Annotated in this window: 25 protein-coding genes; 18 read left to right on the top strand and 7 right to left on the bottom strand. The window is 36.4% G+C overall.

Annotation, left to right across the window (positions count from 1 at the left end):
* The 4 genes from CLU97_RS00785 (at position 1) to CLU97_RS00770 (ending at position 4,292) form a co-directional block, all read left to right on the top strand.
* Positions 1 to 615 (top strand): hypothetical protein, encoded by a 615-nt coding sequence (locus tag CLU97_RS00785; RefSeq protein ID WP_147436399.1) that lies wholly within the window; start codon positions 1 to 3, stop codon positions 613 to 615.
* Positions 596 to 1,381, top strand: a complete 786-nt coding sequence (locus CLU97_RS00780) for a sensor histidine kinase (protein WP_121486279.1) — start codon at positions 596 to 598, stop codon at positions 1,379 to 1,381. The genes CLU97_RS00785 and CLU97_RS00780 overlap by 20 nt, the downstream gene beginning before the upstream one ends.
* Positions 1,382 to 1,629: 248 nt before the next feature.
* The gene (gene eno, locus CLU97_RS00775) at positions 1,630 to 2,922 is read left to right on the top strand and encodes a phosphopyruvate hydratase (RefSeq protein ID WP_121486278.1); all 1,293 of its coding nucleotides are present in this window, start codon (positions 1,630 to 1,632) and stop codon (positions 2,920 to 2,922) included.
* A gap of 83 nt (positions 2,923 to 3,005) precedes the next feature.
* Positions 3,006 to 4,292, top strand: a complete 1,287-nt coding sequence (locus CLU97_RS00770) for a citrate synthase (RefSeq protein ID WP_121486277.1) — start codon at positions 3,006 to 3,008, stop codon at positions 4,290 to 4,292.
* Between the two features lie 62 nt (positions 4,293 to 4,354).
* Here CLU97_RS00770 and CLU97_RS00765 read toward each other — a convergent pair whose 3' ends face one another.
* Both CLU97_RS00765 and CLU97_RS00760 read right to left on the bottom strand, forming a co-directional pair.
* Entirely contained in the window at positions 4,355 to 4,678 is a 324-nt protein-coding gene (locus tag CLU97_RS00765) for a nuclear transport factor 2 family protein (RefSeq protein WP_121486276.1), read from the bottom strand.
* Between the two features lie 18 nt (positions 4,679 to 4,696).
* Positions 4,697 to 5,491 (bottom strand): SDR family oxidoreductase, encoded by a 795-nt coding sequence (locus CLU97_RS00760; protein WP_121486275.1) that lies wholly within the window; start codon positions 5,489 to 5,491, stop codon positions 4,697 to 4,699.
* Between the two features lie 121 nt (positions 5,492 to 5,612).
* On the opposite strand from CLU97_RS00760, the gene CLU97_RS00755 reads away from it, so the two are divergent.
* Complete coding sequence (locus CLU97_RS00755) at positions 5,613 to 5,978, top strand: winged helix-turn-helix transcriptional regulator (protein WP_121486274.1); 366 nt, start codon at positions 5,613 to 5,615, stop codon at positions 5,976 to 5,978.
* A 232-nt stretch (positions 5,979 to 6,210) separates the two neighbouring features.
* Here CLU97_RS00755 and CLU97_RS23510 read toward each other — a convergent pair whose 3' ends face one another.
* Positions 6,211 to 6,372: a hypothetical protein gene (locus CLU97_RS23510; RefSeq protein ID WP_183084644.1), complete on the bottom strand. Its 162-nt coding sequence runs from the start codon at positions 6,370 to 6,372 to the stop codon at positions 6,211 to 6,213.
* Positions 6,373 to 6,664: 292 nt separating this feature from the next.
* Between CLU97_RS23510 and CLU97_RS00745 the strand changes: the two genes are divergently transcribed.
* From CLU97_RS00745 to CLU97_RS23910, 13 genes are all read left to right on the top strand, one after another.
* Complete coding sequence (locus CLU97_RS00745; protein WP_121486273.1) at positions 6,665 to 7,579, top strand: dimethylarginine dimethylaminohydrolase family protein; 915 nt, start codon at positions 6,665 to 6,667, stop codon at positions 7,577 to 7,579.
* Positions 7,580 to 7,684: 105 nt separating this feature from the next.
* Positions 7,685 to 8,092 (top strand): four helix bundle protein, encoded by a 408-nt coding sequence (locus CLU97_RS00740; RefSeq protein ID WP_183084489.1) that lies wholly within the window; start codon positions 7,685 to 7,687, stop codon positions 8,090 to 8,092.
* Positions 8,093 to 8,147: 55 nt separating this feature from the next.
* Entirely contained in the window at positions 8,148 to 9,071 is a 924-nt protein-coding gene (ctlX, locus tag CLU97_RS00735; protein ID WP_121486272.1) for a citrulline utilization hydrolase CtlX, read from the top strand.
* A 21-nt stretch (positions 9,072 to 9,092) separates the two neighbouring features.
* Positions 9,093 to 9,452, top strand: a complete 360-nt coding sequence (locus CLU97_RS00730) for an S-adenosylmethionine decarboxylase family protein (protein WP_121486271.1) — start codon at positions 9,093 to 9,095, stop codon at positions 9,450 to 9,452.
* A 3-nt stretch (positions 9,453 to 9,455) separates the two neighbouring features.
* On the top strand, positions 9,456 to 10,913 hold the full coding sequence (locus CLU97_RS00725) for a DUF4178 domain-containing protein (RefSeq protein WP_121486270.1): 1,458 nt from the start codon (positions 9,456 to 9,458) through the stop codon (positions 10,911 to 10,913).
* Positions 10,910 to 11,104, top strand: a complete 195-nt coding sequence (locus CLU97_RS00720; RefSeq protein WP_183084488.1) for a hypothetical protein — start codon at positions 10,910 to 10,912, stop codon at positions 11,102 to 11,104. Before CLU97_RS00725 ends, CLU97_RS00720 begins: the two co-directional genes overlap by 4 nt.
* A 13-nt stretch (positions 11,105 to 11,117) precedes the next feature.
* Positions 11,118 to 11,333 carry a DUF350 domain-containing protein gene (locus tag CLU97_RS00715; RefSeq protein ID WP_045491052.1) on the top strand — a complete coding sequence of 72 codons (216 nt, stop codon included), beginning with the start codon at positions 11,118 to 11,120 and terminating at the stop codon, positions 11,331 to 11,333.
* Complete coding sequence (locus tag CLU97_RS00710) at positions 11,326 to 12,840, top strand: polyamine aminopropyltransferase (RefSeq protein WP_121486269.1); 1,515 nt, start codon at positions 11,326 to 11,328, stop codon at positions 12,838 to 12,840. Before CLU97_RS00715 ends, CLU97_RS00710 begins: the two co-directional genes overlap by 8 nt.
* Before the next feature lie 37 nt (positions 12,841 to 12,877).
* Complete coding sequence (locus CLU97_RS23920; RefSeq protein WP_228437440.1) at positions 12,878 to 13,876, top strand: NAD(P)-binding protein; 999 nt, start codon at positions 12,878 to 12,880, stop codon at positions 13,874 to 13,876.
* The gene (locus CLU97_RS23915; protein ID WP_228437438.1) at positions 13,873 to 14,403 is read left to right on the top strand and encodes a hypothetical protein; all 531 of its coding nucleotides are present in this window, start codon (positions 13,873 to 13,875) and stop codon (positions 14,401 to 14,403) included. Before CLU97_RS23920 ends, CLU97_RS23915 begins: the two co-directional genes overlap by 4 nt.
* A 9-nt stretch (positions 14,404 to 14,412) precedes the next feature.
* Positions 14,413 to 15,438 (top strand): hypothetical protein, encoded by a 1,026-nt coding sequence (locus tag CLU97_RS00700; protein ID WP_121486268.1) that lies wholly within the window; start codon positions 14,413 to 14,415, stop codon positions 15,436 to 15,438.
* A gap of 27 nt (positions 15,439 to 15,465) precedes the next feature.
* Entirely contained in the window at positions 15,466 to 16,647 is a 1,182-nt protein-coding gene (locus CLU97_RS00695; protein WP_228437436.1) for a family 43 glycosylhydrolase, read from the top strand.
* Complete coding sequence (locus tag CLU97_RS23910) at positions 16,575 to 17,219, top strand: discoidin domain-containing protein (RefSeq protein ID WP_262689380.1); 645 nt, start codon at positions 16,575 to 16,577, stop codon at positions 17,217 to 17,219. Before CLU97_RS00695 ends, CLU97_RS23910 begins: the two co-directional genes overlap by 73 nt.
* 48 nt (positions 17,220 to 17,267) lie before the next feature.
* Here CLU97_RS23910 and CLU97_RS00690 read toward each other — a convergent pair whose 3' ends face one another.
* The 4 genes from CLU97_RS00690 to CLU97_RS24325 form a co-directional block, all read right to left on the bottom strand.
* Entirely contained in the window at positions 17,268 to 18,128 is an 861-nt protein-coding gene (locus CLU97_RS00690) for an alpha/beta hydrolase (RefSeq protein WP_121486267.1), read from the bottom strand.
* Between the two features lie 78 nt (positions 18,129 to 18,206).
* Complete coding sequence (locus CLU97_RS00685) at positions 18,207 to 20,459, bottom strand: TonB-dependent receptor domain-containing protein (RefSeq protein ID WP_121486266.1); 2,253 nt, start codon at positions 20,457 to 20,459, stop codon at positions 18,207 to 18,209.
* Positions 20,460 to 20,502: 43 nt separating this feature from the next.
* Positions 20,503 to 20,778 (bottom strand): outer membrane beta-barrel family protein, encoded by a 276-nt coding sequence (locus tag CLU97_RS24330; RefSeq protein WP_228437434.1) that lies wholly within the window; start codon positions 20,776 to 20,778, stop codon positions 20,503 to 20,505.
* Positions 20,763 to 22,763, bottom strand: coding sequence for an outer membrane beta-barrel family protein (locus CLU97_RS24325; protein WP_228437432.1), 2,001 nt, complete (start codon positions 22,761 to 22,763; stop codon positions 20,763 to 20,765). Before CLU97_RS24325 ends, CLU97_RS24330 begins: the two co-directional genes overlap by 16 nt.
* Positions 22,764 to 22,778: the final 15 nt, after the last annotated feature.

The following is a 22,778-nucleotide window of genomic DNA, read 5'->3' as shown; positions in this document are numbered from 1 at the left end:
ATGAGCATTTTAGATATTACATATTATATTGTTATAATTATTAATTTAATTGTTTCCATTGCTTTTAGAAGGCTTTGGAAACAATGTTTTTGGTTATATTTTAACATTACTATTCTTGTTGAGGCTTTAATTAGTTACAAGACAGATTTTATTACAACGAGAATATATAATTATTTAGATATATTTTGTATTGCTTACTTTGGATGGATATATTTTGATGAATTAAAAAAAAATATATTAATTAGAATATTTTCTTTATTTTTTATTTTAGCTGGAGTTGTATTTATTTGTACTTCGAAGACTAATTATTCAATAATTACAGGTTTTATATATTCAGTTTTTTTAATCTTTATTTCTTTGTTTTGGTTTTATCAAAAAATTTCAGAAAAAAATAGAGAAGAAAATATAATACATCTTCGTTTTTTTTGGATAAGCAGCTCATTACTACTTTGGGCAATTTTCTATATTTTCAGAATGTTTCCCATGTATTTTTTTACAAAATCTGATTTAGCATTTTCAAATCTATTGAAAGTGACATTCCAAATAATCACAATTATTTCCTATATGATATTTTTAAAAGGACTGCTATGCAAAAATGAAAGAATTACCATTTGAACTAAAATTTATATTTGTTGCGGCTATTGCATTGATATTAGTTTTTGCAGCTTTTATCATTTTTGTTGTATTAATGCACAACAAAAAACAAATTCTTTATTTAAGAGAAAAACAAATGAATACGGAAAATCAAAATAAACTCCTTCAGAAAGAACTCGAGCAACAAAAAGTTCTGGAACAGGAGCGGGAACGTATCTCTCACGATATGCATGATGATCTGGGCGCAGGAATTTCCGCATTAAAACTTCAGGCAGAATTTATAAAACAAAAAGCATCAGACGATGATCTGCAAAACGACATCAATGAACTTCTGAAAACCTCAGAAGAAATGAATATCTCTATGCGTGAAATGCTGTGGAGCCTGAACTCAGGGAATGATACCTTAGGGAGCTTCATTGATTATGCCATATTGTACACCGGGAACTTTTTAAAGAAAACAAAAATCGTACTGCAGTCAGAATGTGGAGACATCATTGCAGAAAGCCCTGTTTCTACAGAAATGAGACGTAATCTCTTTCTCTGTTTAAAAGAAGCAGTTAATAATGTTTACAAACATAGCCATGCTAATACCCTGAAACTTTCTTTTTCACAGGAAAAAAATAACTTCTGCATGAAAATCTCTGATAACGGAACCGGAATTCAGGATGAACAGTCAAAAGGAAATGGTCTGCGGAATATGAAAAGAAGAATGAGCGAATTGTCCGGTGAATGTACGATCGTATCCGAAAGCCCCGGAACCAGCCTTCTATTCAAAATCACTTTATAAAGGTTATAAAAAAAATCATAGAAATTAGAAATTTATCTGTCAAAAATTATTCAAAAACTCATTTTTTTAGAAGAACTTTTGAACCATTATTTTCTCAATATAGATCCCTCATCTTTTGCTAAGAAATTGTGGAATTATCATAATATAAATTAACTAAAATTTAACTTGGATTTATCTCAAAAAAATCCCTCGAAATACCATTAAAAGTTAAATTTTGATTAAATTTGTCTAAACTAAAAAAATAAAAAATGAGTGCAATTTCTTACATAGAAGCAAGACAGATTTTAGATTCCAGAGGAAACCCTACCATCGAAGTAGATGTATTTACAGAAAGCGGAGCTATGGGCCGTGCTGCTGTACCTTCAGGAGCATCTACAGGAGAACACGAAGCAGTAGAATTACGTGACGGTGGTTCAGAATACCAGGGAAAAGGAGTTCTGAAAGCTGTTGAAAATGTAAAAGAAGTAATTGCAGAGCATTTAGTAGGACAGCCGGTTTTCGAACAAAATTATATTGATCAGATTATGATTGATCTTGACGGAACGCCTAACAAAGGAAATCTTGGTGCTAATGCTATTCTTGGTGTTTCTTTGGCAGTAGCCAGAGCTGCGGCTGCAGAATTGGGAATGCCTTTATACAAATATGTAGGGGGTGTTAATGCAAACACACTTCCTGTTCCGATGATGAATGTAATTAATGGCGGATCTCACTCAGATGCTCCTATTGCATTCCAGGAATTCATGATTATGCCGGTAAAAGCAGATTCTTTCTCTCACGCGCTGAGAAAAGGAACTGAAATTTTCCACAATCTTAAATCTATTCTTCATTCAAGAGGGTTATCTACTGCAGTAGGTGACGAAGGTGGTTTTGCTCCAACTTTCAAAGGAACTGAAGATGCTTTGGATACCTTACTTCAGGCTATTGAAAAAGCAGGATATAAACCTGGTGATGACATTATGTTAGCATTAGACTGTGCGGCTTCAGAATTCTACAAAGACGGAATCTATGATTACAGAAAATTCCAGACTCCGGATGCAGCTCAGTTTTCAAGCAGCGAGCAGGTTTCTTACTTAGCTGAACTGGCTGCAAAATACCCAATCATTTCTATTGAAGACGGGATGCAGGAAAATGACTGGGAAGGTTGGAAAATGTTAACAGATAAAATTGGTGACAGAGTACAGCTGGTAGGTGATGACTTATTTGTAACCAACGTAGAAAGACTATCCAGAGGAGTAAAAGAAAATATTGCCAACTCTATCCTTGTAAAAGTAAACCAGATTGGTTCTCTTTCTGAAACAATGGCTGCTGTACAGATGGCTCAGAATAACAAATTCACTTCAGTAATGTCTCACAGATCAGGAGAAACTGAAGATTCTACAATTGCTGATTTAGCGGTAGCAATGAACTGCGGACAGATCAAAACAGGTTCAGCTTCAAGATCAGACAGAATGGCAAAATACAACCAGCTATTAAGAATTGAAGAAGCTCTTGGTGAAACTGCAATTTTCCCAGGACTGGAAGCTTTTAAGATAAAAAGATAATTGAATTTATAAATAACGGCAAGCGATAATTTTTGTTTGCCGTATTTTATGGAAAGTGGTATATTTAAAAAAAAAAATAAATAATGTCAGACAACAAAGTAATATTGAATTACGCAGGTAATTCATATGAATATCCAATCGTGGATAGTACTATCGGAGACAGAGGGATTGATATTTCAAAATTAAGAGACCAGACAGGTTTGATCACTCTGGATTTAGGTTACAAAAATACGGGAGCTACTATTAGCGACATCACTTACTTAGACGGAGATAAAGGAGAATTATTCTACAGAGGTTATCCAATTGAACAGATTGCTGAAAAATCTAACTTCACTGAAGTAATGTATCTTTTATTACATGGAGAATTACCTACTCAGGATCAGTTTACTTCATTCGACAATAATATTAAAAAATATAACTTCATCGCAGACGAAATGAAAAAAATCATTGATGTTTTTCCTCGTTCTGCTCATCCTATGGGAGTTTTATCTTCTTTAACTTCTGCTTTGACAGCTTTCAATCCGAAGGCAGTTAACGTAAACTCTAAAGAAGAAATGGATCATGCTGCTGAGCTTATGATCGCTAAGTTCTCTCACCTTTGTGCTTGGACTTACAGAAAAACTCAAGGTTTACCATTAAACCATGGGGATAACAACCTAAACTACGTAGAGAACTTCTACAAAATGGCATTCAGATTACCAAACGCTGATTTCGAAATTGATCCGGTAGTGGTAAATGCTTTAGATAAATTATTAATCCTTCACGCAGACCACGAACAAAACTGTTCTACTTCTACAGTAAGAATGGTAGGTTCTGCTCACACAGGTCTTTTCGCTTCTATCTCTGCTGGAGTATCTGCACTTTGGGGACCACTTCACGGTGGTGCTAACCAGGCGGTAATCGAAATGCTTGAACTGATCGAGAAAGACGGAGGTGACGTATCTAAATATGTTGCTAAAGCTAAAGATAAGAATGATAGCTTCCGTCTAATGGGATTCGGACACAGAGTGTACAAAAATTTCGATCCAAGAGCGAAAATTATCAAGAAAGCTGCTGACGATATCCTTACTGCACTTGGTATTCAGGATAAAGCTCTTGATATTGCAATGCAGTTAGAAAGAGTAGCTCTTGAAGATGAGTACTTCATCGAAAGAAAACTATATCCGAACGTAGACTTCTATTCAGGAATTATCTACAGAGCGTTAGGAATTCCTACAGAAATGTTTACAGTAATGTTTGCATTAGGAAGACTTCCGGGATGGATTTCTCAGTGGAAAGAAATGAGACTGAAAGGAGACCCAATCGGAAGACCAAGACAGGTTTACCAAGGTGCTCAGGAAAGAAACTACATAGACATCGCAAGCAGATAATATTTGCTTATACCATAAAAAGAGTCCCAAAGCAAGCTTTGGGATTCTTTATTTTTTATAACTTATTCAGTAATAGCTAAAGCCGTAATAAGATTATCCTTCGTCCGGAAATGAAAATTCAGTATTACAGGGCTTCCATCAAAAGAACCGGAAATATTGATTCTTAAAACCGTTGTATTATCCTTCACCGAAAAATCTTTTACCTCAAACAGGGTTTTGTATTCATTATTAGATTTTTCATTCCATTGTCTTATTTCTTCTTTTCCAGTGTATATTTTTCCTTCATCAAATACGGATGCCTGTTCAGAAAAACAATTAGCGAAAGAAATACTGTCAAAAAGTTTCTGTGCCTTTAAGAATTCCTTTAAAATGTTAGGTAAGTTCATATTGTTATTTTTAAATGATTAAACAGTAGGAATAGTGCCGCCGTCTATTACATATTCGGTTCCGGTTAAATATTGTGCCCGTGGAGAAACTAAAAAACCAACAAACTCTGCAATATCTTCGGGTTGGGCGGGTTTACCGATGGGAATTCCACCCAATGCGTCCATGACACTTTGAGTCGCCTCTTCTATTGACATTTCTGAACTTTTAGCAATACGTTCCATCATTCGGACGGCAGATGCAGTCATGATCCAGCCTGGAGAAACGGTAAGGACACGAACTCCTTTCGGAGAAACTTCTTTTGATAGACCTTTGCTGTAATTGATCAGTCCGGCCTTCGCGGCAGCATAGGGTAATGTAGAGTCAAATAAAGGCAGCCTTCCCTGAATGGATGCAATATGAATGATAACTCCCGTTTTTCGTTCCAGCATTTGCGGCAGAAATCCTCTGTCTAAACGAACGGGTGCCAACAAATTGGTCTGAATTGTATTTTCCCAGTCTTCATCACTCAAAACAGAGAAGCCGCCACCAGGCGTTTCTGAACCTCCCAATGTATTAATTAAAATATCAAGCTTTCCAAAAGCAGATAACACTTCTCTTATCAGCTTTTCAGTATCTTTTGCCCGGCTCAGATCTCCTGAAATAAAATGAAGTTGATTATTCATCTCTTCAGGTTGATTTCTCGCAGTGACAATTACAGTGGCACCAGCAGTGAGTAATCTTTCGGCAATAGCTTTTCCGGTTCCTTTTGTCCCTCCCGTTACCAAAGCAATCTTACCCGATAATTCGTTGTTGAAATTAAATGATTCTGTCATGATTTCTTTTTTGTACAAATTTCAGGAGTATGACAGGCTCTTACAAGTACGGTCTTACGAATCACATAGGGATAAATTAATCCCTTATTGTGATCTCATCTCATTGTGTTACATTTGTTTTATGTACGAAAGAAAAATCCCACCCAATCTGAATTGTGGGCTTGACCTGATTGCTGAGGTGCTCTATGGCAAATGGAAGATTCGTTTGCTATGGTTTATTAATGAAGGATTTCAGAGGCCAAGTGAATTGCAGCGGAAAATTCCCGATGCCTCCCGCAGAGTATTGAATGTTCAGCTAAAAGAACTGGAAGAACATGATCTTGTTACTAAGAAAATTTATCCTGTTGTACCTCCAAAAGTAGAATACAGGCTTACGGAATTCGGACTAACGTTGGTTCCGGTCATTGCAGTTTTAGGGAAATGGGGGGATGATCATGAAGAACGCCTGAAAACATTAATTCTGAAAAGGCTGGAAAGCGGTTCTTAAAACAACGTAAAACATTTTTGATATTTTAAAAATCTGCCGGATTCTTATGAACAGAGATTGGAATTCCGGCATAAACAGATTATGGATAACCGTTTACCCATTGGTGGGATAGTAGCAGGTTGATATTTTCATTCAGTTATACGGGAGGAAGTTCAAAATATCAGGTAAAAGAAACCCAGAAAACAGAACGAGATAAGAAAACCTGCTTGAGAAAGCAGGTTTTCGTTTTTTATTAAGGGCATACACAATTACCACATGTCCAGATGGTGCAATTGCCTTCAGCATCCCATTCACAGCAGTATCTCGGTCTTATTGCGATTCCGCCTATTACTGATTTTTGTTGATCTCTTCCTAATTTTTGTGCATGTTTCAGCACTTTAATGTTTTTGTTCATGATTTTGTTGTTTTGATGTTAATAGTAAAGTTTTTAAAATGTATAATTTCGCGAAAATTATATCACTAATATAGGAAATTAAATAATATAATTATCTGTTTTTTTGCTCTTATATAGATGGAAAATAGTAAGTTGTAGATGTTTTTGGGGCTATTTACTACAGATGCCTTAACAGACAAGGAAATTTTGTTAAAGAGTGCTGATTTTAGAAATCAAATTTAATGCATAAAATAATGCAAAAGTTTTATAGGTAGCGCCCTTTACTTATATTTGTAGTATTGCATAAATCTTTATGAGACTAAACATTAAAAACGAAACGGGTAGGCTGAAGTCAGTAGTTCTAGGCCAGCCTAATTCATTGGGACCGGTTCCCACATTAGAGGAAAGTTATGACGCAAAGTCATATTACTCAATCGAACACAACATTTATCCTAAAGAAGAGGATATCATCAATGAGATGAACGCTTTTGAAGCGGTTTTAAAAAAGTATAACGTTGAAGTACTGCGTCCAAGTATCATTAAAGACTACAACCAGGTTTTTTCAAGAGATGTAGCCTTTGTGATAGATGATAAGATGATCATTTCTAACGTAATTGCAGATAGAGCAGATGAGCAGGAAGCATACAAAAGTGTTTTTGAAAAAGTAGCATGGAGAAAGATTATTAACCTTCCGGAAACGGCACACATTGAAGGTGGCGACGTAATTGTGTGGAATGATTTTATTTTCATCGGAACCTGCTTCAGCGAAGATTACCGAAACTATAAGACGGCAAGAACCAACGAGTATGCTATTGAAATCTTAAAAGAATATTTTCCAAAGAAAAGAATCATAGATCTGGAACTGAAGAAAAACGATAAAGTTCCCTTTGAAGGAATCCTGCATCTGGATTGTACATTTAATCCGATAGGAGAAGACAAATGTATCATTTATAAAAACGGATTTGTAGATGAGAGTGATTACCGTTTAATCATTGATATTTTCGGAGAAGAAAACTGTTTCCATATCAATGACGAGGAAATGTTTGAAATGTTCCCGAATATTTTCTCTATTTCTCCTGATGTAGTGGTTTCAGATAAAGCATTCACCAGAATGAATAACCATTTGAGAAATGAATGGGGAATGACGGTTGAAGAAATTCCTTACAGAGAAATATCCAAAATGGGGGGGTTGTTAAGATGCTCTACAATGCCGCTTGTGAGAGAATAATTAAGTGGGAGAGTTTTAGGGTTTGAGAGTGGGGAGCTTTAGAATCTGAGAGTTAGGGTGTTGGTGGGATTGAATATTTTTTTAATTTTAAGAAAATATTTGTGTATGTCAACAATCAGATTTCATCAGGACTTAAAAGTTTATCAACAATCATTTGAAACAGCACAGTTGATTTATGAACTCTCAAAATCTTTTCCAAAAGAAGGACTCTATTCACTTACTGATCAGATAAGAAGATCATCAAGATCTGTAGCAGCTAATATTAGTGAGGCCTGGGAAAAAAGAAAATATGAAAAATCCTTCATAGCTAAACTTACAGATTCGGAGGGAGAAGCAAGAGAAACCCAAACATGGCTTCAATTTACTTTTGCCTGCAATTATATGAATGAAGAGCAATATATTAATTTGCACAATACGTATAACCAAATAATAGGAATGTTAGTTAATATGATGAGTCAGTCAGAAAAGTGGTGTTCATTTTCTTCGGTGAATAAAGAAGATAATAATTTGTAAAATGCTGTTCAGGCACTCAAACTCTAATACACTAACACCCTCAAACATATAAAAAATGCAAACAACAGATACAGTATTAATGATAGAACCGATTGCATTCGGTTACAACGCTGAGACAGCGAAAAATAATTATTTTCAGGTAGAACAGACAGGTTCTGATATTCAGTCAAAAGCTTTGGCTGAATTCAGTACTTTTGTCGGGAAACTGAGAGGAAAAGGAATCAATGTAATTACCATAAAAGATACTTTGGATCCACATACTCCGGATTCTATCTTCCCAAACAACTGGGTAAGCTTTCACAACGATGGAAAAGTAGTTTTATATCCGATGTTCGCATCCAACAGAAGAGTGGAAAGAAGAGACGACATTATTGAAACTATCGAAGCTCAAGGATTTGAAGTGGTTGAGGTAGACGATTGGTCTTTCCCTGAAACGCAGGGACACTTCCTGGAAGGAACGGGAAGCATGATTTTCGATCACGATAATAAAATTGCTTACGGTTCTGTTTCGTTGAGACTGGATGAAAAGCTGTTCAGAGAATTCTGCTCAAAATACGGATTTACTCCCGTTGTTTTCCATTCATTCCAAACGGTAGGTACAGAAAGGCTTCCTATTTATCACACCAATGTCATGATGTGTGTGGCTGATAAATTTGTCGTAATCTGCTTAGATTGTATTGATGATGAGCTGGAAAGAGAAAAAGTTATAGAAACCATTAAAGGTTCAGGAAAAGAAATCATCGAAATTTCTGAAGAGCAGATGCAGCAGTTTGCAGGAAATATGCTTCAGGTTCAAAACATAAACGGTGAGAAATTCCTGGTGATGAGCCAGACAGCGTATCAGTCTTTATCTTCAGAACAGGTAGCTGCTATTGAAAAATACTGCGAAATTATCTATTCTGACCTGAATACCATTGAAGTAAATGGAGGAGGAAGTGCAAGATGTATGCTTGCTGAGGTTTTTCTTCCAAAAAAATAATATATTTACCAAAAAAATTAATTGAACCCATTATCAAGTAAAGGTTTACATATTCTTCTGACTTTGGAAACAGAGTCAGAAGATTTGTTATTAGACAGCAAAGGTTTTCTGACGTTTACAGAAGAAATTCTGAAAACCAAAGAGGTAGAAATTGTAGGAGTTACCAATCATATTTTTGAAAATGACAGCTTTACTTCCGCCGTGATCCTGAAAGAATCTCACCTTTGCATCCATACGTGGCCGGAATTTAAACAGCTCACTTTTGATGTTTTTCTTTGCAATTATACACAGGATAATACCACAAAAGTTGAGCAGATTGCAGATGAGGTGGTTCAGTATTTTAAAGCTAATACCATTCAGAAACACAAAATTTACAGATAAAAAATGCATTACGTCTGCCCAGCATGCGAATCAGAAAATATAATAGATCTCACTTTTCCTATCGAGGAATATGTTTGTAAAACCTGCTCTCATCTCATTGATGTAGCTGGAAATAAGAAGACCAAACATTTGAAGGTACCGGCAGAAAACGTTGTGTTGGACGTCGGGCAGAAAGGAAAAATTGATGGTGTAGAATATACCGTTGTCGCAATTGTTGTCAAAAAATACGGAAACAGTATTTTCTGGCGAGAATATTCTTTAAAAGACAGCAAAGGAAATGACGCTTTCCTGAGTGAGAGCGATGGGCATTGGGTTTTTCTGATCACCATGCATCCTGATGATTTTAAAGGTAAGGATTCGAAATTACCTACCTATGCCGGACGAACGTATCGCTGGTACGAAAACACTCCATGCACTATCGATGCAGCAGCCGGTTTTTTTGATGAGCGGCTGGATTTCAGTATTGCTACCTACAAAGAATATGTCAATGGAACCCGTATGATCTCTCAGGAGAAAACCGGTAAGAAAAGCCAGTATTTTTATGGAGTTCACATTTCAAAGAATGATGTTAAAAGAGCTTTTAAAATAGCTCACATGCCTTATTACACAGGAGTAGGAATCGTTCAGCCTTATTATTTTGATATCAAACAGGTGGTCAACATCTTTTGTGTGGCTGCATTAATGATATGCCTGCTTCAGTTGTATGTTTATACTTCAAGAACCAACGAAACCGTTTTTGCAGAGACCATTAATTTCGCAGATGTGCAGGGCAAAGAAATGGTAAGCAAGAGTTTTACGCTTTCTGGCGGCTCAGCACCATTAAAAGTGAATGCATTTTCGGGTGTTGATAATTCCTGGGCAAATATCCAGCTGAGTCTGGTGAATGAAAAAACCAATGAAATTATCTATACCTCTAAAGATATTGAACAGTATCACGGCTATGAAGATGGGGAAAGCTGGTCAGAAGGAAGCCAGTCTGAAGAATTCAATCTTTGCGGAGTAAGCTCCGGACAGTATCACTTTCTTATTTCTGCAGAAAAAGAAGGGGCTTTACCAACATTTTCCAACCTTCAGTCTCCGGATTCAAAGGTGATGATATCACGAGATAAATCAGGAACTATAGAAATTACAGATCTATTTAAAGGTCAAAGCGCAACCTTTGCAGACGGAAAGGCACTGGAAAAAGACACATCGGAGGTAGCCAGGCTTGCCAAGGCATCTTTCGGAACTCAAAAGCTGGACTCGCTGATTAATGCTGAAGCACCTAAACTCACTACAGACCCCATTTCAAGCAATACTTATGTACAGCTCAAGGCAACCTGGCTTCCCGTTTCATTCTGGAACTTCGGATTCATTTTATTCCTGATGATTGCTCTGTTTATTGGTTTGCTTATAGGAAGACACTTCTTTAATGTGAATAAATGGAAGAATAGTTCAAATACCCCTTATGCCACATCATGATGAACAATATTTTACATTACATAAGACAACACTGGATGCTCTGCCTGATCGGAGGATTTTTTATAACCTGGTTTGTATATCTTACCTATCAGGGAAGTCAGGTCTGCGATTGTGCCAAAACGGAAACGTACCGTGACGGAACTACAAGAAGCCATTCCAGAGTAGGATTCTACAGATACTATCACAAATAAAAATATAAAAACTATGGACAACATCAATTTCTTACCCATATTAAACTCGGTTCTTTACTCATTTTTAGGAATCGCAATTCTGCTTGTATGTTATTTCATTATTGAAAAGCTTACCCCGGAAAAAACATGGCATGAGATCGCTCAGAACAAAAACATAGCACTGGCTATTGTTTTCGGAGCATTTATCATCGGAATTTCAATGATTATAAGCGCGGCAATTCATGGATAAGAAGAGGATTCCTCTTGAGCTGCTTTTATTGTTTTCAGTATTCGTCATTGCTACATGTGGATTGATTTATGAGCTGGTGGCCGGAGCCCTGGCGAGCTATCTTTTAGGAGACTCTGTAAAGCAGTTTTCTTTCATTATCGGGGTATACCTCTTTTCAATGGGAGTGGGTTCCTATCTTGCAAAATTCATCAAAGGAAATCTTATTGATAAATTCATTGAGATCGAAATCCTTGTAGGAATTGTAGGAGGAATCAGCTCTGTTGTGCTGTTTATTTTGTTTAATACCCTGGCACACTTTGAAAGTGTTCTATACCTTTTTGTCTTTTTCACAGGCTGTCTCGTTGGAGTGGAAATACCCCTTTTGATGAACATTCTGAAAGACAGAGTACAGTTTAAAGATTTAGTTTCAAACGTCTTTGCATTCGATTATATTGGAGCCTTACTGGCATCAATTCTTTTTCCTTTGGTTTTAATTCCGAAATTAGGAATTGTAAAAACACCTTTATTTTTTGGGTTGATTAATATCTCTATTGCAATATTCCTATGTTATTATCTTACAAAGGAATTATCAAAGCCTTTATCACTCAAAGTAAAATCTATTGCAGCATTTACATTCTTGCTGGGACTTTTCTTTTTCTCAGATACCATTCTGTCTTATTCTGAAGAAAAACTATATGGTGAAAATGTAGTCTATACCAAAAGCTCACCCTATCAAAGAATTGTTTTAACGAGAAATACCCATGAGTTCCGTCTGTATTTAAATAACAACTTACAGTTTTCATCCACCGATGAATACCGCTATCATGAAGCCTTAGTTCATCCCGCAATGTCGATGGCAAAAAACGTTGATAATGTCCTGATTTTGGGAGGTGGTGATGGGTTTGCAGCCAGAGAAGTATTAAAATACAAAGACGTTAAAAAAGTAACGCTTGTAGATTTGGATGGTGAAATGACCCAGTTTTTCAAGACCAATGAAACCATGCGCAGACTGAACCAAAATTCTTTTTCCAATCCTAAAGTAGAAATCATCAATAAAGACGCTTACATTTGGGTAAAAGACAGCAAAAAGAAATTTGATGTCATCATCATTGACTTTCCGGATCCATCCAATTACAGCTTAGGAAAATTATATTCTCTGCAGTTTTATAAAGAACTGGAGAAGCTGACAACGCTTGATACCAAAATTGTAGTGCAGACTACCTCTCCGTATTTTGCTCCGAAATCATTCTGGTGCATTGAAAAAACAATCAACCAGATTTTTCCTTTCACAGCAGCATATCACACCTATGTTCCGTCTTTTGGAGAATGGGGATTTTCTATGGCTTCGTTTGAACCTGTCAACAACAGAGTCTACAGAAAGCTTCCCGGCTTAAAATACTATGATTACAACTTTTCACAGATGGCTTATTTTAATAAAGATATGAAAGTGAAAGACGTAGAAGTTAACCGTCTGGACAACCAGATATTAGTCCGTTATTTCGATGAAGAGTGGGGGAAAGTACAGTAGAAAGGATTTTCTTAAAACTATATTTTTAGGTAGTCTTATGCTTCCCTTTTTGCAGTATTGTGAAAAGAAAGTAAAAGCTTTGTTATTGAAAATTACCGGAACAAATCATGTTCTCGGTCATAAGTTGTGGGCAAAAGATTTTCCACAATTTTCAGAAGTTATCCACACGAAATATCTTATTGTTGGTGGAGGAATATCCGGACTTTCTGCGTGCCGGTTTTTCAGCCAGAACAATGAGAAGGATTATCTTCTCATTGAAATGGAGAACCATCTGGGAGGAAATTCTTCCAACGGGCAAAATTCAATTTCAAAATTTCCTTTAGGGGCGCATTATTTACCCTTACCCAACAAAGAAAATGTAGAAATCATCGACTTCCTGAAAGAATGCAAAATCTGTCTCGGAACAGAAAAAAACGGGGAGCCTGTTCTTGACGAATACCAAATGACTTTTCCACAGCAGGAAAGATTATTTTATAAAAACTCATGGCAGAATGACATTGTGCCTCAAAGAGGTATTTCAGCAACAACACAGCAAGAACTTAACCGCTTTTTTAAGTTGATGGATGAGCTTCGCATAAAGAAAGATTCACAGGGAAAATATTGGTTTGCTATTCCGGTACATGATTCGAGCAGGGAAGATGAGGTTACAAAGCTTGAAAAAATTATTTTCAAAGACTGGCTCAGAGAAAATAACTATCATTCCGAAGAACTTCTCTGGCTGTTGGATTACTCCTGTAGAGATGATTTCGGATTGGGAATAGACTATGTTTCAGCATGGGCGGGAATTCATTATTTTGCAGGAAGAAAAAATAACTGGAGCACGAAATACAAAGACCAGGTTTTCACATGGCCGGAAGGAAATGCAAGGCTTGCCAAACACTTTTCAAAATACACAGAGGAAAAACATATGCCCGAAAATCTTGTCTTTGATGTAAAAATCAATGATAAAGTTGAGGTATTGAGTTTTGATAATGCTCAAAAAAGACAAAAAAGATCATTGCTGATAAAGTCCTGTTTGCATCACCACAGTTTGTGAATGAAAGGATTTTTAATCATAAAAGAGCATCATCATTCCATTATGTTCCGTGGCTTTTAACAACCATTACTCTGAAGAATGAATTTGGAGGAGATGAAGAACTCGCTTGGGATAATGTAATCTACGGCTCTTCCGGATTAGGTTATATCTTTGACCAGCACCAAAATTTGAATCAAATTATAGGCGAAAAAGTAATTACCCACTATAAAAGCTTTTCAACAGCAGATTGTAAGAAAGCAAGGAAAAAGCTCTACGCCATGAAAGATGCTGAACTGAAAGACTTAGTTTTAAATGATTTGAAGAAAGCACATCCTCTGATAGAAGATTTTATTCTCGAGATGCAGTTTCATAAAATAGGACATGCCATGATTGCTCCCGTTCCCAACCAGATTTTTGGCGAAAAAACCAGAATAGCGAAAGAACCTGTAGAGGGGAAAATTTTCTTTGCCCATTCTGATCTCTCAGGAATATCTATTTTTGAAGAAGCCTTTTATCAGGGAATCCGGACTGCAGAACAAATGATCTAAAATAATATAATGAAACAGCCGTGGATACATAACGCAAAAGCAGACTGGTGGTTTATTTTATCACCACCTTTTGTTGTATTGTTAATTATTTTTCTTTTTCAGAAACAGATTCAAGGGCTGGAAAATCATTATTCCTTTTACACATGGCTTTTCCTGATTGTTTTTGTGGATGTGGCTCATGTATATTCTACACTGTTCAAAACCTATTTTGTGAAGGGAGAAATACAGAAAAATAGATGGCTTTATCTCGGAATTCCTGCTGTGAGCTGGATGTTGGGAATTATTCTGTTTCAGTTCGGAAGTCTGACATTTTGGTCGGTGCTGGCATTGATAGCCGTTTTTCATTTTATACGCCAGCAATATGGCTTTATGAGGATCTATGCCCGTTTTGAACCTAATAACTGGAGCAAAAAAATAGATGAGGTGGCTGTGTATTCCGCTACGATTTATCCCATGTTGTACTGGTTTAAGACTCCTCGTGCCTTTACCTGGTTTGTGAACAATGAATTTGACTGGCTTCAAAATCTTCCCAACTATATTCCTCTGATTACTGTAATCTATTTTGCAATTCTGATCATTTGGATCATTAAAACTGTTTTCGAAGTTTTTAAAACAAAAAATATTAATATCCCGAAAACCGCATTGATCACCGGAACTTTTCTTTCCTGGTATTTTGGAATCGTGTACTTTAACAATGATCTCTTGTTTACTTTTCTGAATGTGGTTTCTCACGGAATTCCCTATATCGCATTGATTTATATCCGGGAAATACAGCAAAAAGAAAATAATAAGCTGAATGGGATGCAGATTTTTAAATCTTTTTCAGGAATATTTTTATTTATAGGAGTGATCTTGATTTTCGCCTTTTTTGAAGAATTTTTATGGGAAACACTGGTGTGGAATGAACATTTTTCCTTGAATGTAGCTATTTCAGAAAAATTATTTCAATTCCTTATTCCTTTATTGGTGGTTCCGCAGCTTACTCATTATCTGCTTGATGGCTTTATTTGGAGAAAACCAAAAAAAGTTAGTTAACTTTGCGGTAATCTTTAAAATCTAATAATGAGACAATACTTTCTGTCATTAGCAATTTTTCTTGGAATGATTGTAGGGGCTCAGCAGAAAACGTTCTGTAATCCCATTAATATTGATTATGGTTATACCCCTTTCGAAGTTTTTTCGAAACAAGGAAAACACCGCGCTACAGCAGATCCGGTGATTGTTAATTTTAAGAATAAACTGTTTCTTTTCTCTACCAATCAGGAAGGATACTGGTACAGTGATGATATGCTGGACTGGAAGTTTGTCAAAAGGAAATTTTTAAGAGATAATAAGTATACCCATGATCTTAATGCTCCGGCGGTATGGGCTATGAAAGACACTTTGTACGTTTATGGTTCTACCTGGGAACAGGATTTCCCGATCTGGAAAAGTACAAATCCTACCAAAGACGACTGGAAAATTGCTGTGGATACTTTGAAAGTAGGAGCGTGGGATCCGGCATTCCATTATGATGAAGATAAAAATAAACTGTATCTGTACTGGGGATCAAGTAACGAATGGCCATTACTGGGAACAGAGGTGAAAGTAAAAAATCTTCAGTCCGAAGGTTTCGTTAAACCTATCATTAAGCTAAAACCTGAAGATCACGGTTGGGAGCGTTTCGGGGAATATAATGACAATGTTTTTCTTCAGCCATTTGTAGAAGGAGCTTGGATGACGAAACACAACGGGAAATACTATATGCAGTATGGAGCTCCGGCAACAGAATTCAGCGGATATTCCGATGGGGTTTACGTGAGTAAAAGTCCTTTGGAAGGCTTCGAATACCAGCAGCATAATCCATTTTCTTATAAACCCGGAGGTTTTGCCAGAGGAGCGGGGCACGGAGCCACATTTGAAGACAATTATAAAAACTGGTGGCACATTTCCACCATCTTTATTTCTACCAAAAATAACTTTGAAAGAAGACTCGGAATCTGGCCTGCCGGTTTTGATAAAGATGATGTAATGTACTGTAATACAGCTTATGGAGATTATCCAACTTACCTTCCACAGTATGCACAGGGAAAAGATTTTTCAAAAGGTCTTTTTGCCGGATGGATGCTGTTGAACTATAATAAACCGGTACAGGTTTCATCCACTTTAGGGGGTATCAGCCCAACTATGCTGTGGATGAAGATATCAAAACATATTGGAGTGCCAAAACCGGAAATTCCGGAGAGTGGTTCCAGACGGATTTAGGGGAAGTTTCTACCATTAATGCTATTCAGATTAATTATGCGGATCAGGATGCTGAATTCATGGGGAAAACCTTGGGGAAAATGCATCAGTATAAAATCTATGGCTCCAATGACGGTAAAAAATGGAATGTGATTGTAGATAAAAGTAAAAATACAAAAGACGTTCCTCATGATTATGTTGAACTTGAACAACCTGCAAAAGCCCGTTTCCTGAAAATGGAAAACCTGAAAATGCCAACAGGGAAATTCGCATTAAGCGGTTTCAGAGTCTTTGGAAAAGGAGCGGGGAAGCAACCTGCAAAAGTGGAAGGTTTTGTACCTCTAAGAGCGGATCCGAAAAAATACGGCGAAAGAAGAAGTATTTGGATGAAATGGCAGCAGAATCCTGACGCAGACGGATATGTAATCTATTGGGGGAAATCTCCGGATAAAATGTACGGAAGTATTATGGTCTATGGAAAGAACGAATATTTCTTTACAGGTGCAGACAGAACAGATTCTTATTACTTCCAGATTGAAGCTTTCAACTCGAATGGTGTTTCAGAAAGAACAGCTGTTTCAAAATCAGAATAAATTAAACTGAAATATAAAGAATAACACGTTTTGAAACATCAGAACGTGTTATTTTTTGTCTGTTTTTTTTAGAAATGCTTCTATTTTATCGATAAGAAATTGATCGTGTGGATTTTTATCCCAATCCAAATGGCCGCCATTGAACTGATAAGACTCATGAAGTACATGGTTCTTATTTAATACAGAATCCAAGATTTTTCCTTGTGTTGAAGGGATAACACGATCCGAATTTCCGTAGTAAGATAAAGTAGGAGGGGAGCTTTGGCCAATCCATCTGACAGGGCTGGCAAAAGCTATCCTGGAGGTTCCCGGTTCCGGTATACGAGGATCTACAAGTCTTCTTTCCACAAAAGAATATTCCTGATAGTTTTTGAACCCCGGATCTGAAAGGTCGGCAGGGCCAACAATATTAATAACAGCCTTTACTTTTTTATCTATATCGAATTTATAAGCATATAGCATAGATAAATGGCCGCCGGCACTGTTTCCTATTAAAATGAATGTAGGGCTGTAGGTAAATTTCTTTTCTAAAAAACCGGAGACCTTTTTAATATCATTCATCTGATCGGGCAGTCCGTAATGGTTTTCTGATGCCAGTCTGTAATTTATGTTGGCAAAAATATGATCAGGAAACCTCTGCATCATGGAAAGTGTGAAAAAACTGAGCTGAGATTTATTCCCGGCACGCCAGCCGCCACCATGAATAATGATGAAAATATCTTTTTTACGCGTTGTTTTTTTGCCAGGAATATAAAGATCCATAACCTGTTCAGTACTGTTTCCGTAATGAATATTTTCCTCTTTATCAAAGCTGATATCTTTGCCCAGTTTTATTTTTTTTTCTGTGCAGCTTATTCCTGAAAGAAATAGGCAGAGGAAAAACAAAATAATCTTTATATCTTTTTTCATCGTGATTAAATATAAAAAATCCGCTGAAAAGAATCAGCGGATACTGTAAGAATAATTGAATATGAAGAAAGATAATCTTTATCTTGTTCTGCTTTTAATAGCGTCTGATGCCCCTTCGATGTCTCTTACCTTTTTCACTTTCTGGTTTCCGAAATTATAAGTAAGACTTACCGTAAAGCTTCTGTTGTAACGGTTTTGATGGATGTAGTTGTAATTTCCGTTTTTCTGGAAGTCTTCAATTTTTACAATGTTGGTATTCAGTATGTCATTTACATTCACCGCAAAGGTCCAGTCATTCCACATTTTCTTAAGGCTGAGGTCTAAGCTCATTAAACCTTTCAGCAATCCAAGCTCAATCTGCTGTTTGTCTACGAAGAAATAATTAACGCCGAAGAACCATGTTTTCTTTTTGTCAAGACGGATGGTGTTGTTGGTCTGAATCAAAAGACTGGTAGAATTGGTTTTGTTGGTGTAAACAATATCCTTACCGTCCTGATTTCTGAACCGGTCTCCTGTGGTAGGATCCACATCAAGACTTCCATTGTTGATATTATGCTGAACTCCGATATTAAAGTTCGTTGTCCAGTACTGTTTAAAGAATGACTTCTGAATTCCTACCATGGCAGACATTTCCTGCTTATTTCCAAAGTTGGTTCTGATGTATCTCAATACAGGGTTGGCGCCCACCGTACCATCCGGTGAAACAGGGTATCCTTGCAGCGGAACCTGAGTGATGGCATCTTGAATATAAGAATGGTTTAAAATCAGGAAATATGAATTTTTAAACATATAGGTAAGTTCCTGATTGTAAGTAGACGAAGCTTTTACAAAAGGGTTGTTCTGCGTATAGTTATCATCCGTTAAAATATTTTTTACAGGATTAATTTCCCAGAAGCTGGGTCTTCTCATTCTGCTTGAAAAAGAGTACGAAATATTGTTTTTATCATTGATGGCGTAATTGAAACTCAGATAAGGAAGTAAGTTATTGTAATTTCTCTCAATCCTTTTAAGAGCATCGGTAGGCGCATTGTCTGAAGTTCCCAAGCTGTTTGTAATTTCATATCTCGCCCCGATTTTTCCTGAGATTTTATCTGAGAATTTCTTCTCTACGGTAAGGTAAGCACCATAGATATTTTCATCATAGATAAAGTGGTTGGGTCTTGGATCCGGATCTTTTGCGGGATCAAAAAAATAAGTAATGTTTTTAGAATCGTTGTCTGTTTTGGTTTTATTGTAATTTCCTCCTATTGAAATGGTCAGATCATTTTTAAATTTCTGAATATAATCTACCATTCCGGAGAAGTTATTGATAATCTGAGGAAGATCCTGGAATACCTGTGTCGTCATATCTCCGGTTCCCATATTCGCATCAGACATATACGTTCTGTTGTCTGTAAACTGAAACCTTTTATAATTAAGATATGCGGCATTTACGTTAAGTTTACTGCCTAGAGAATCGGTCTTTAATTCATAATTTAGGTTGATTGAGTTATTGTAAGATCTTGCATCTTCTTTGTTTTTGGACCAGGTATATTTTGTGTCATCTTCTGTTTTGATGGTGTTGAAAAGATTGACGGTTGAATTATAGCTTTTATTCGCCCATGTGTTCCAGGATAAAGCTAAGTTGCTTTTATCATTCAACTGATAATCAATATTCAGATATCCGCCGATGTTTTTATTAGGATCATCAATATCTCCTGTGGATTCGTTAGAAGTTTTGGCAGTACCGTTTCTTAAAGTATAAGTTTGAGCCTCAATATTCTCACCACCGCTTAAGCTTGCACTTACTCCCAGTTTTCCTTTTCTGTAGTTGGCAGAGAAACTGGCCTGGCTTCCATTGTATTTATTGGTGGTATTAGACATTCTCATATTTCCGTTGAGACCATCACTCATTTTTTTCTTTAAAACGATATTGATGATTCCATCAGATGATTCTACCTGATACTCACTCCCTGGAACAGTGATCACTTCAATTTTCTGAATATTTTCAGCTGGAGTATTTTTTAGGAACTGAGCCAGAGACTCAGAATCCATATTCGTTTTTCTTCCGTTGATATAGACTATAGCATTATTTTTTCCAGCTATTTTCAATGTTTTATCATCTGTGGAAGATAATAGCGGAGTCTGCTTCAGAAGATCAAAAGTTGTGTTTCCTTTTGCTACAGGAGAGGCGGCCACGTCATATACAAAACGGTCACTTTGTTTTTTGAAAACCTGTTTGGTAATGGTAACCCCTTCTATATTTTTTGTTTTTGCCGTGTCAGCTTTCTTTTCCTGAGCGAATGCACAAGTACCAAATACGATGGCCATTGACAAAATTATACGTTTCATGTTGTGTTATTTAAGAGTGGTTGAGTAATATAAGTTGTATAGATTAGGTTCTTGATTTTACGGCATCGTTGGCTGATTTCATTTCCCTTGCTTTTTTCAGTTTCTGATTTCCGAAATTGTAAGTAACTCCAATGCTCATCAATCTTGGATAATTAAAGTTGGTGATGTTATTATACTTTCCGTTAGGTTGTACCCCTTCAACTCTGTAGAAGCTTTGATTGAATAAGTCGCTCACCTCGGCTACAATTGTCCAGTCGCCGATGATTTTTTTCAGATTAAAATCAAAGCTTTGTCTGGCAGCGATCATACCTCCTTCCATGGCAGTCTGGCTTGCGAAGAAGTAGTTAACTCCCAGGAACCAGTCTTTTTAGAAGACAGTCTGATGACATTATTGAAGGTTGCAGACATATTATAGTTTTTAACATCAATGATATAAGGATCTACAACTTCAGTTTCTCCCGGAACCGGCATGGAAGTAGGATCTTCAAATACTCCGCCTTTGTAGGTAACATATCCTAAATTGACAGAATAGTTGGTTGTCCATATATCTTTGAACCAGGATTTGTTCATACCAAGAGTAAGAGCAATTTCTCTGTTTTTACCATAATTAGTTCTGATATATCTTAAGAATCTTGTAGTTTCCATAATTGGATTTCCTTTGATATCCTTGATGATTTTCCCCTTAGCATCCTTTTTTGGAGCTGTTACCGTTCCCTGTAATGGAATCAGGTCTGAAGCTGCTGCATCTTCCACCATATTAAAACTAAGATTGGCATAGAATGCATTCTTGTACATATAATTTAACTCCTGATTATAATATTTGGAAGCCAGTATAAATGGATTGTTCTGCGTATAATTGGTAGGAGTGAAGTAGGTTCTCGAAGGATTCAGCTCCCAGAATCTAGGTCTTCTGATTCTGCTGGAAAAAGTATAGCTCAAATTATGTTCTGAACTGATGGCGTAATTTAAATTCAGGTAAGGCAGAAGGTTGTTGTAATTTCTTTCGAATCCTGTTTTATCCACAATATCACCTGTACTTCTTGTCATTTCGTAGCGGGCTCCAATTTTTCCGGATATCTTCTCGGTCAGTTTTCTTTCATAGTTAAGATAAATTCCAAGTATATTTTCTTTATAAATGAAGTGATTGGTTTGGTTTGGATCAATGATAAATTCTCCTTTTGTCAATTTATCCTGTTTGGTATCGTTATCTGTATTGGTGTGATTATAACTGATTCCCATTAACCACGTTGCGCCTTTAGCCGTCTTTTTCAGATAATCGATATTTGCCGCGTAGTTGTTAATAATTTGTGGTACAGCCTGATGTAATGCAGAATATTTGTTAATCGTATCATTTGTTAGAGGAAAACTTTCATTGAAACTTACTTTATCCCTGTTGAACCACAGGTAAGAAACGTTTGACGTAAGCTTACTTCCAAGTGAATCCGTTTTCATCTCATAATTCAAATTAAAAGAATAATTTCTGGTCTGTGCATCCTCGTTATTGACTGTTCTGTTATTTAATACTCCATTTTGCCAGTTGGTAATATCCAGTACAGAATTGAAACTTTTATTGTATCTCATGTTGTAGGAGAAGCCAAGACTGTGTTTTTTATTGATCTCGTAATCAATATTGAAACCTCCTCCAAAATTTTTATTAGGATCATCATTAAATCCAAATGATTCATTTTTGAAAGTAGAATCTCCATTGGAAAGTGTATATCTTTGTCTGTCTGTCCAGCTTCCCATTCTGAAATTGGAATTACCAGACCATTTACCTTGTCTGAAGTTAAAAGAAGCTCCTGCATTAGGGTTATTGTAATATGCCTGCTCATTCTGCATTTTCAACGTTCCGTTGTAACCGTTATTCTTGCTTTTTTTCATTACAATATTGATGACCCCTTCTTTGGATTCCACCTGAAATTCACTTCCCGGAACTGTAATCACTTCAATTTTCTGGATGTCCTCAGATGGAGTAGACTTCAGCATTTCAATCAACGCCTCAGAGTCCATATTGGTTTTTTTATTATTTATGTAGATTACCGCATCATTTTTTCCCAGAATCTTTAACGTTTTTCCGTCGATACTTGAAATCATTGGCGTTTGCTTCAAAAGATTGAAAGTGTTGGTTCCTTTAGCGATAGATGAAGATGCTACATCATACACTAAACGGTCACCTTGTTTTTTGAAAACTTGTTTCTTGATATTCACTGCATCAATAGCATTTACTTTCATACTGTCTTTTTTCTGTTGGGCCGTTACAAGTCCGCCGAAAAATAGTGCTGCAATAAGAATTTGAGTTTTCATGATATTATTTTTTAA

This window comes from Chryseobacterium sp. 7, assembly GCF_003663845.1.
GTDB lineage: Bacteria > Bacteroidota > Bacteroidia > Flavobacteriales > Weeksellaceae > Chryseobacterium.
This window is presented reverse-complemented; position numbering and strand designations above follow the sequence as displayed.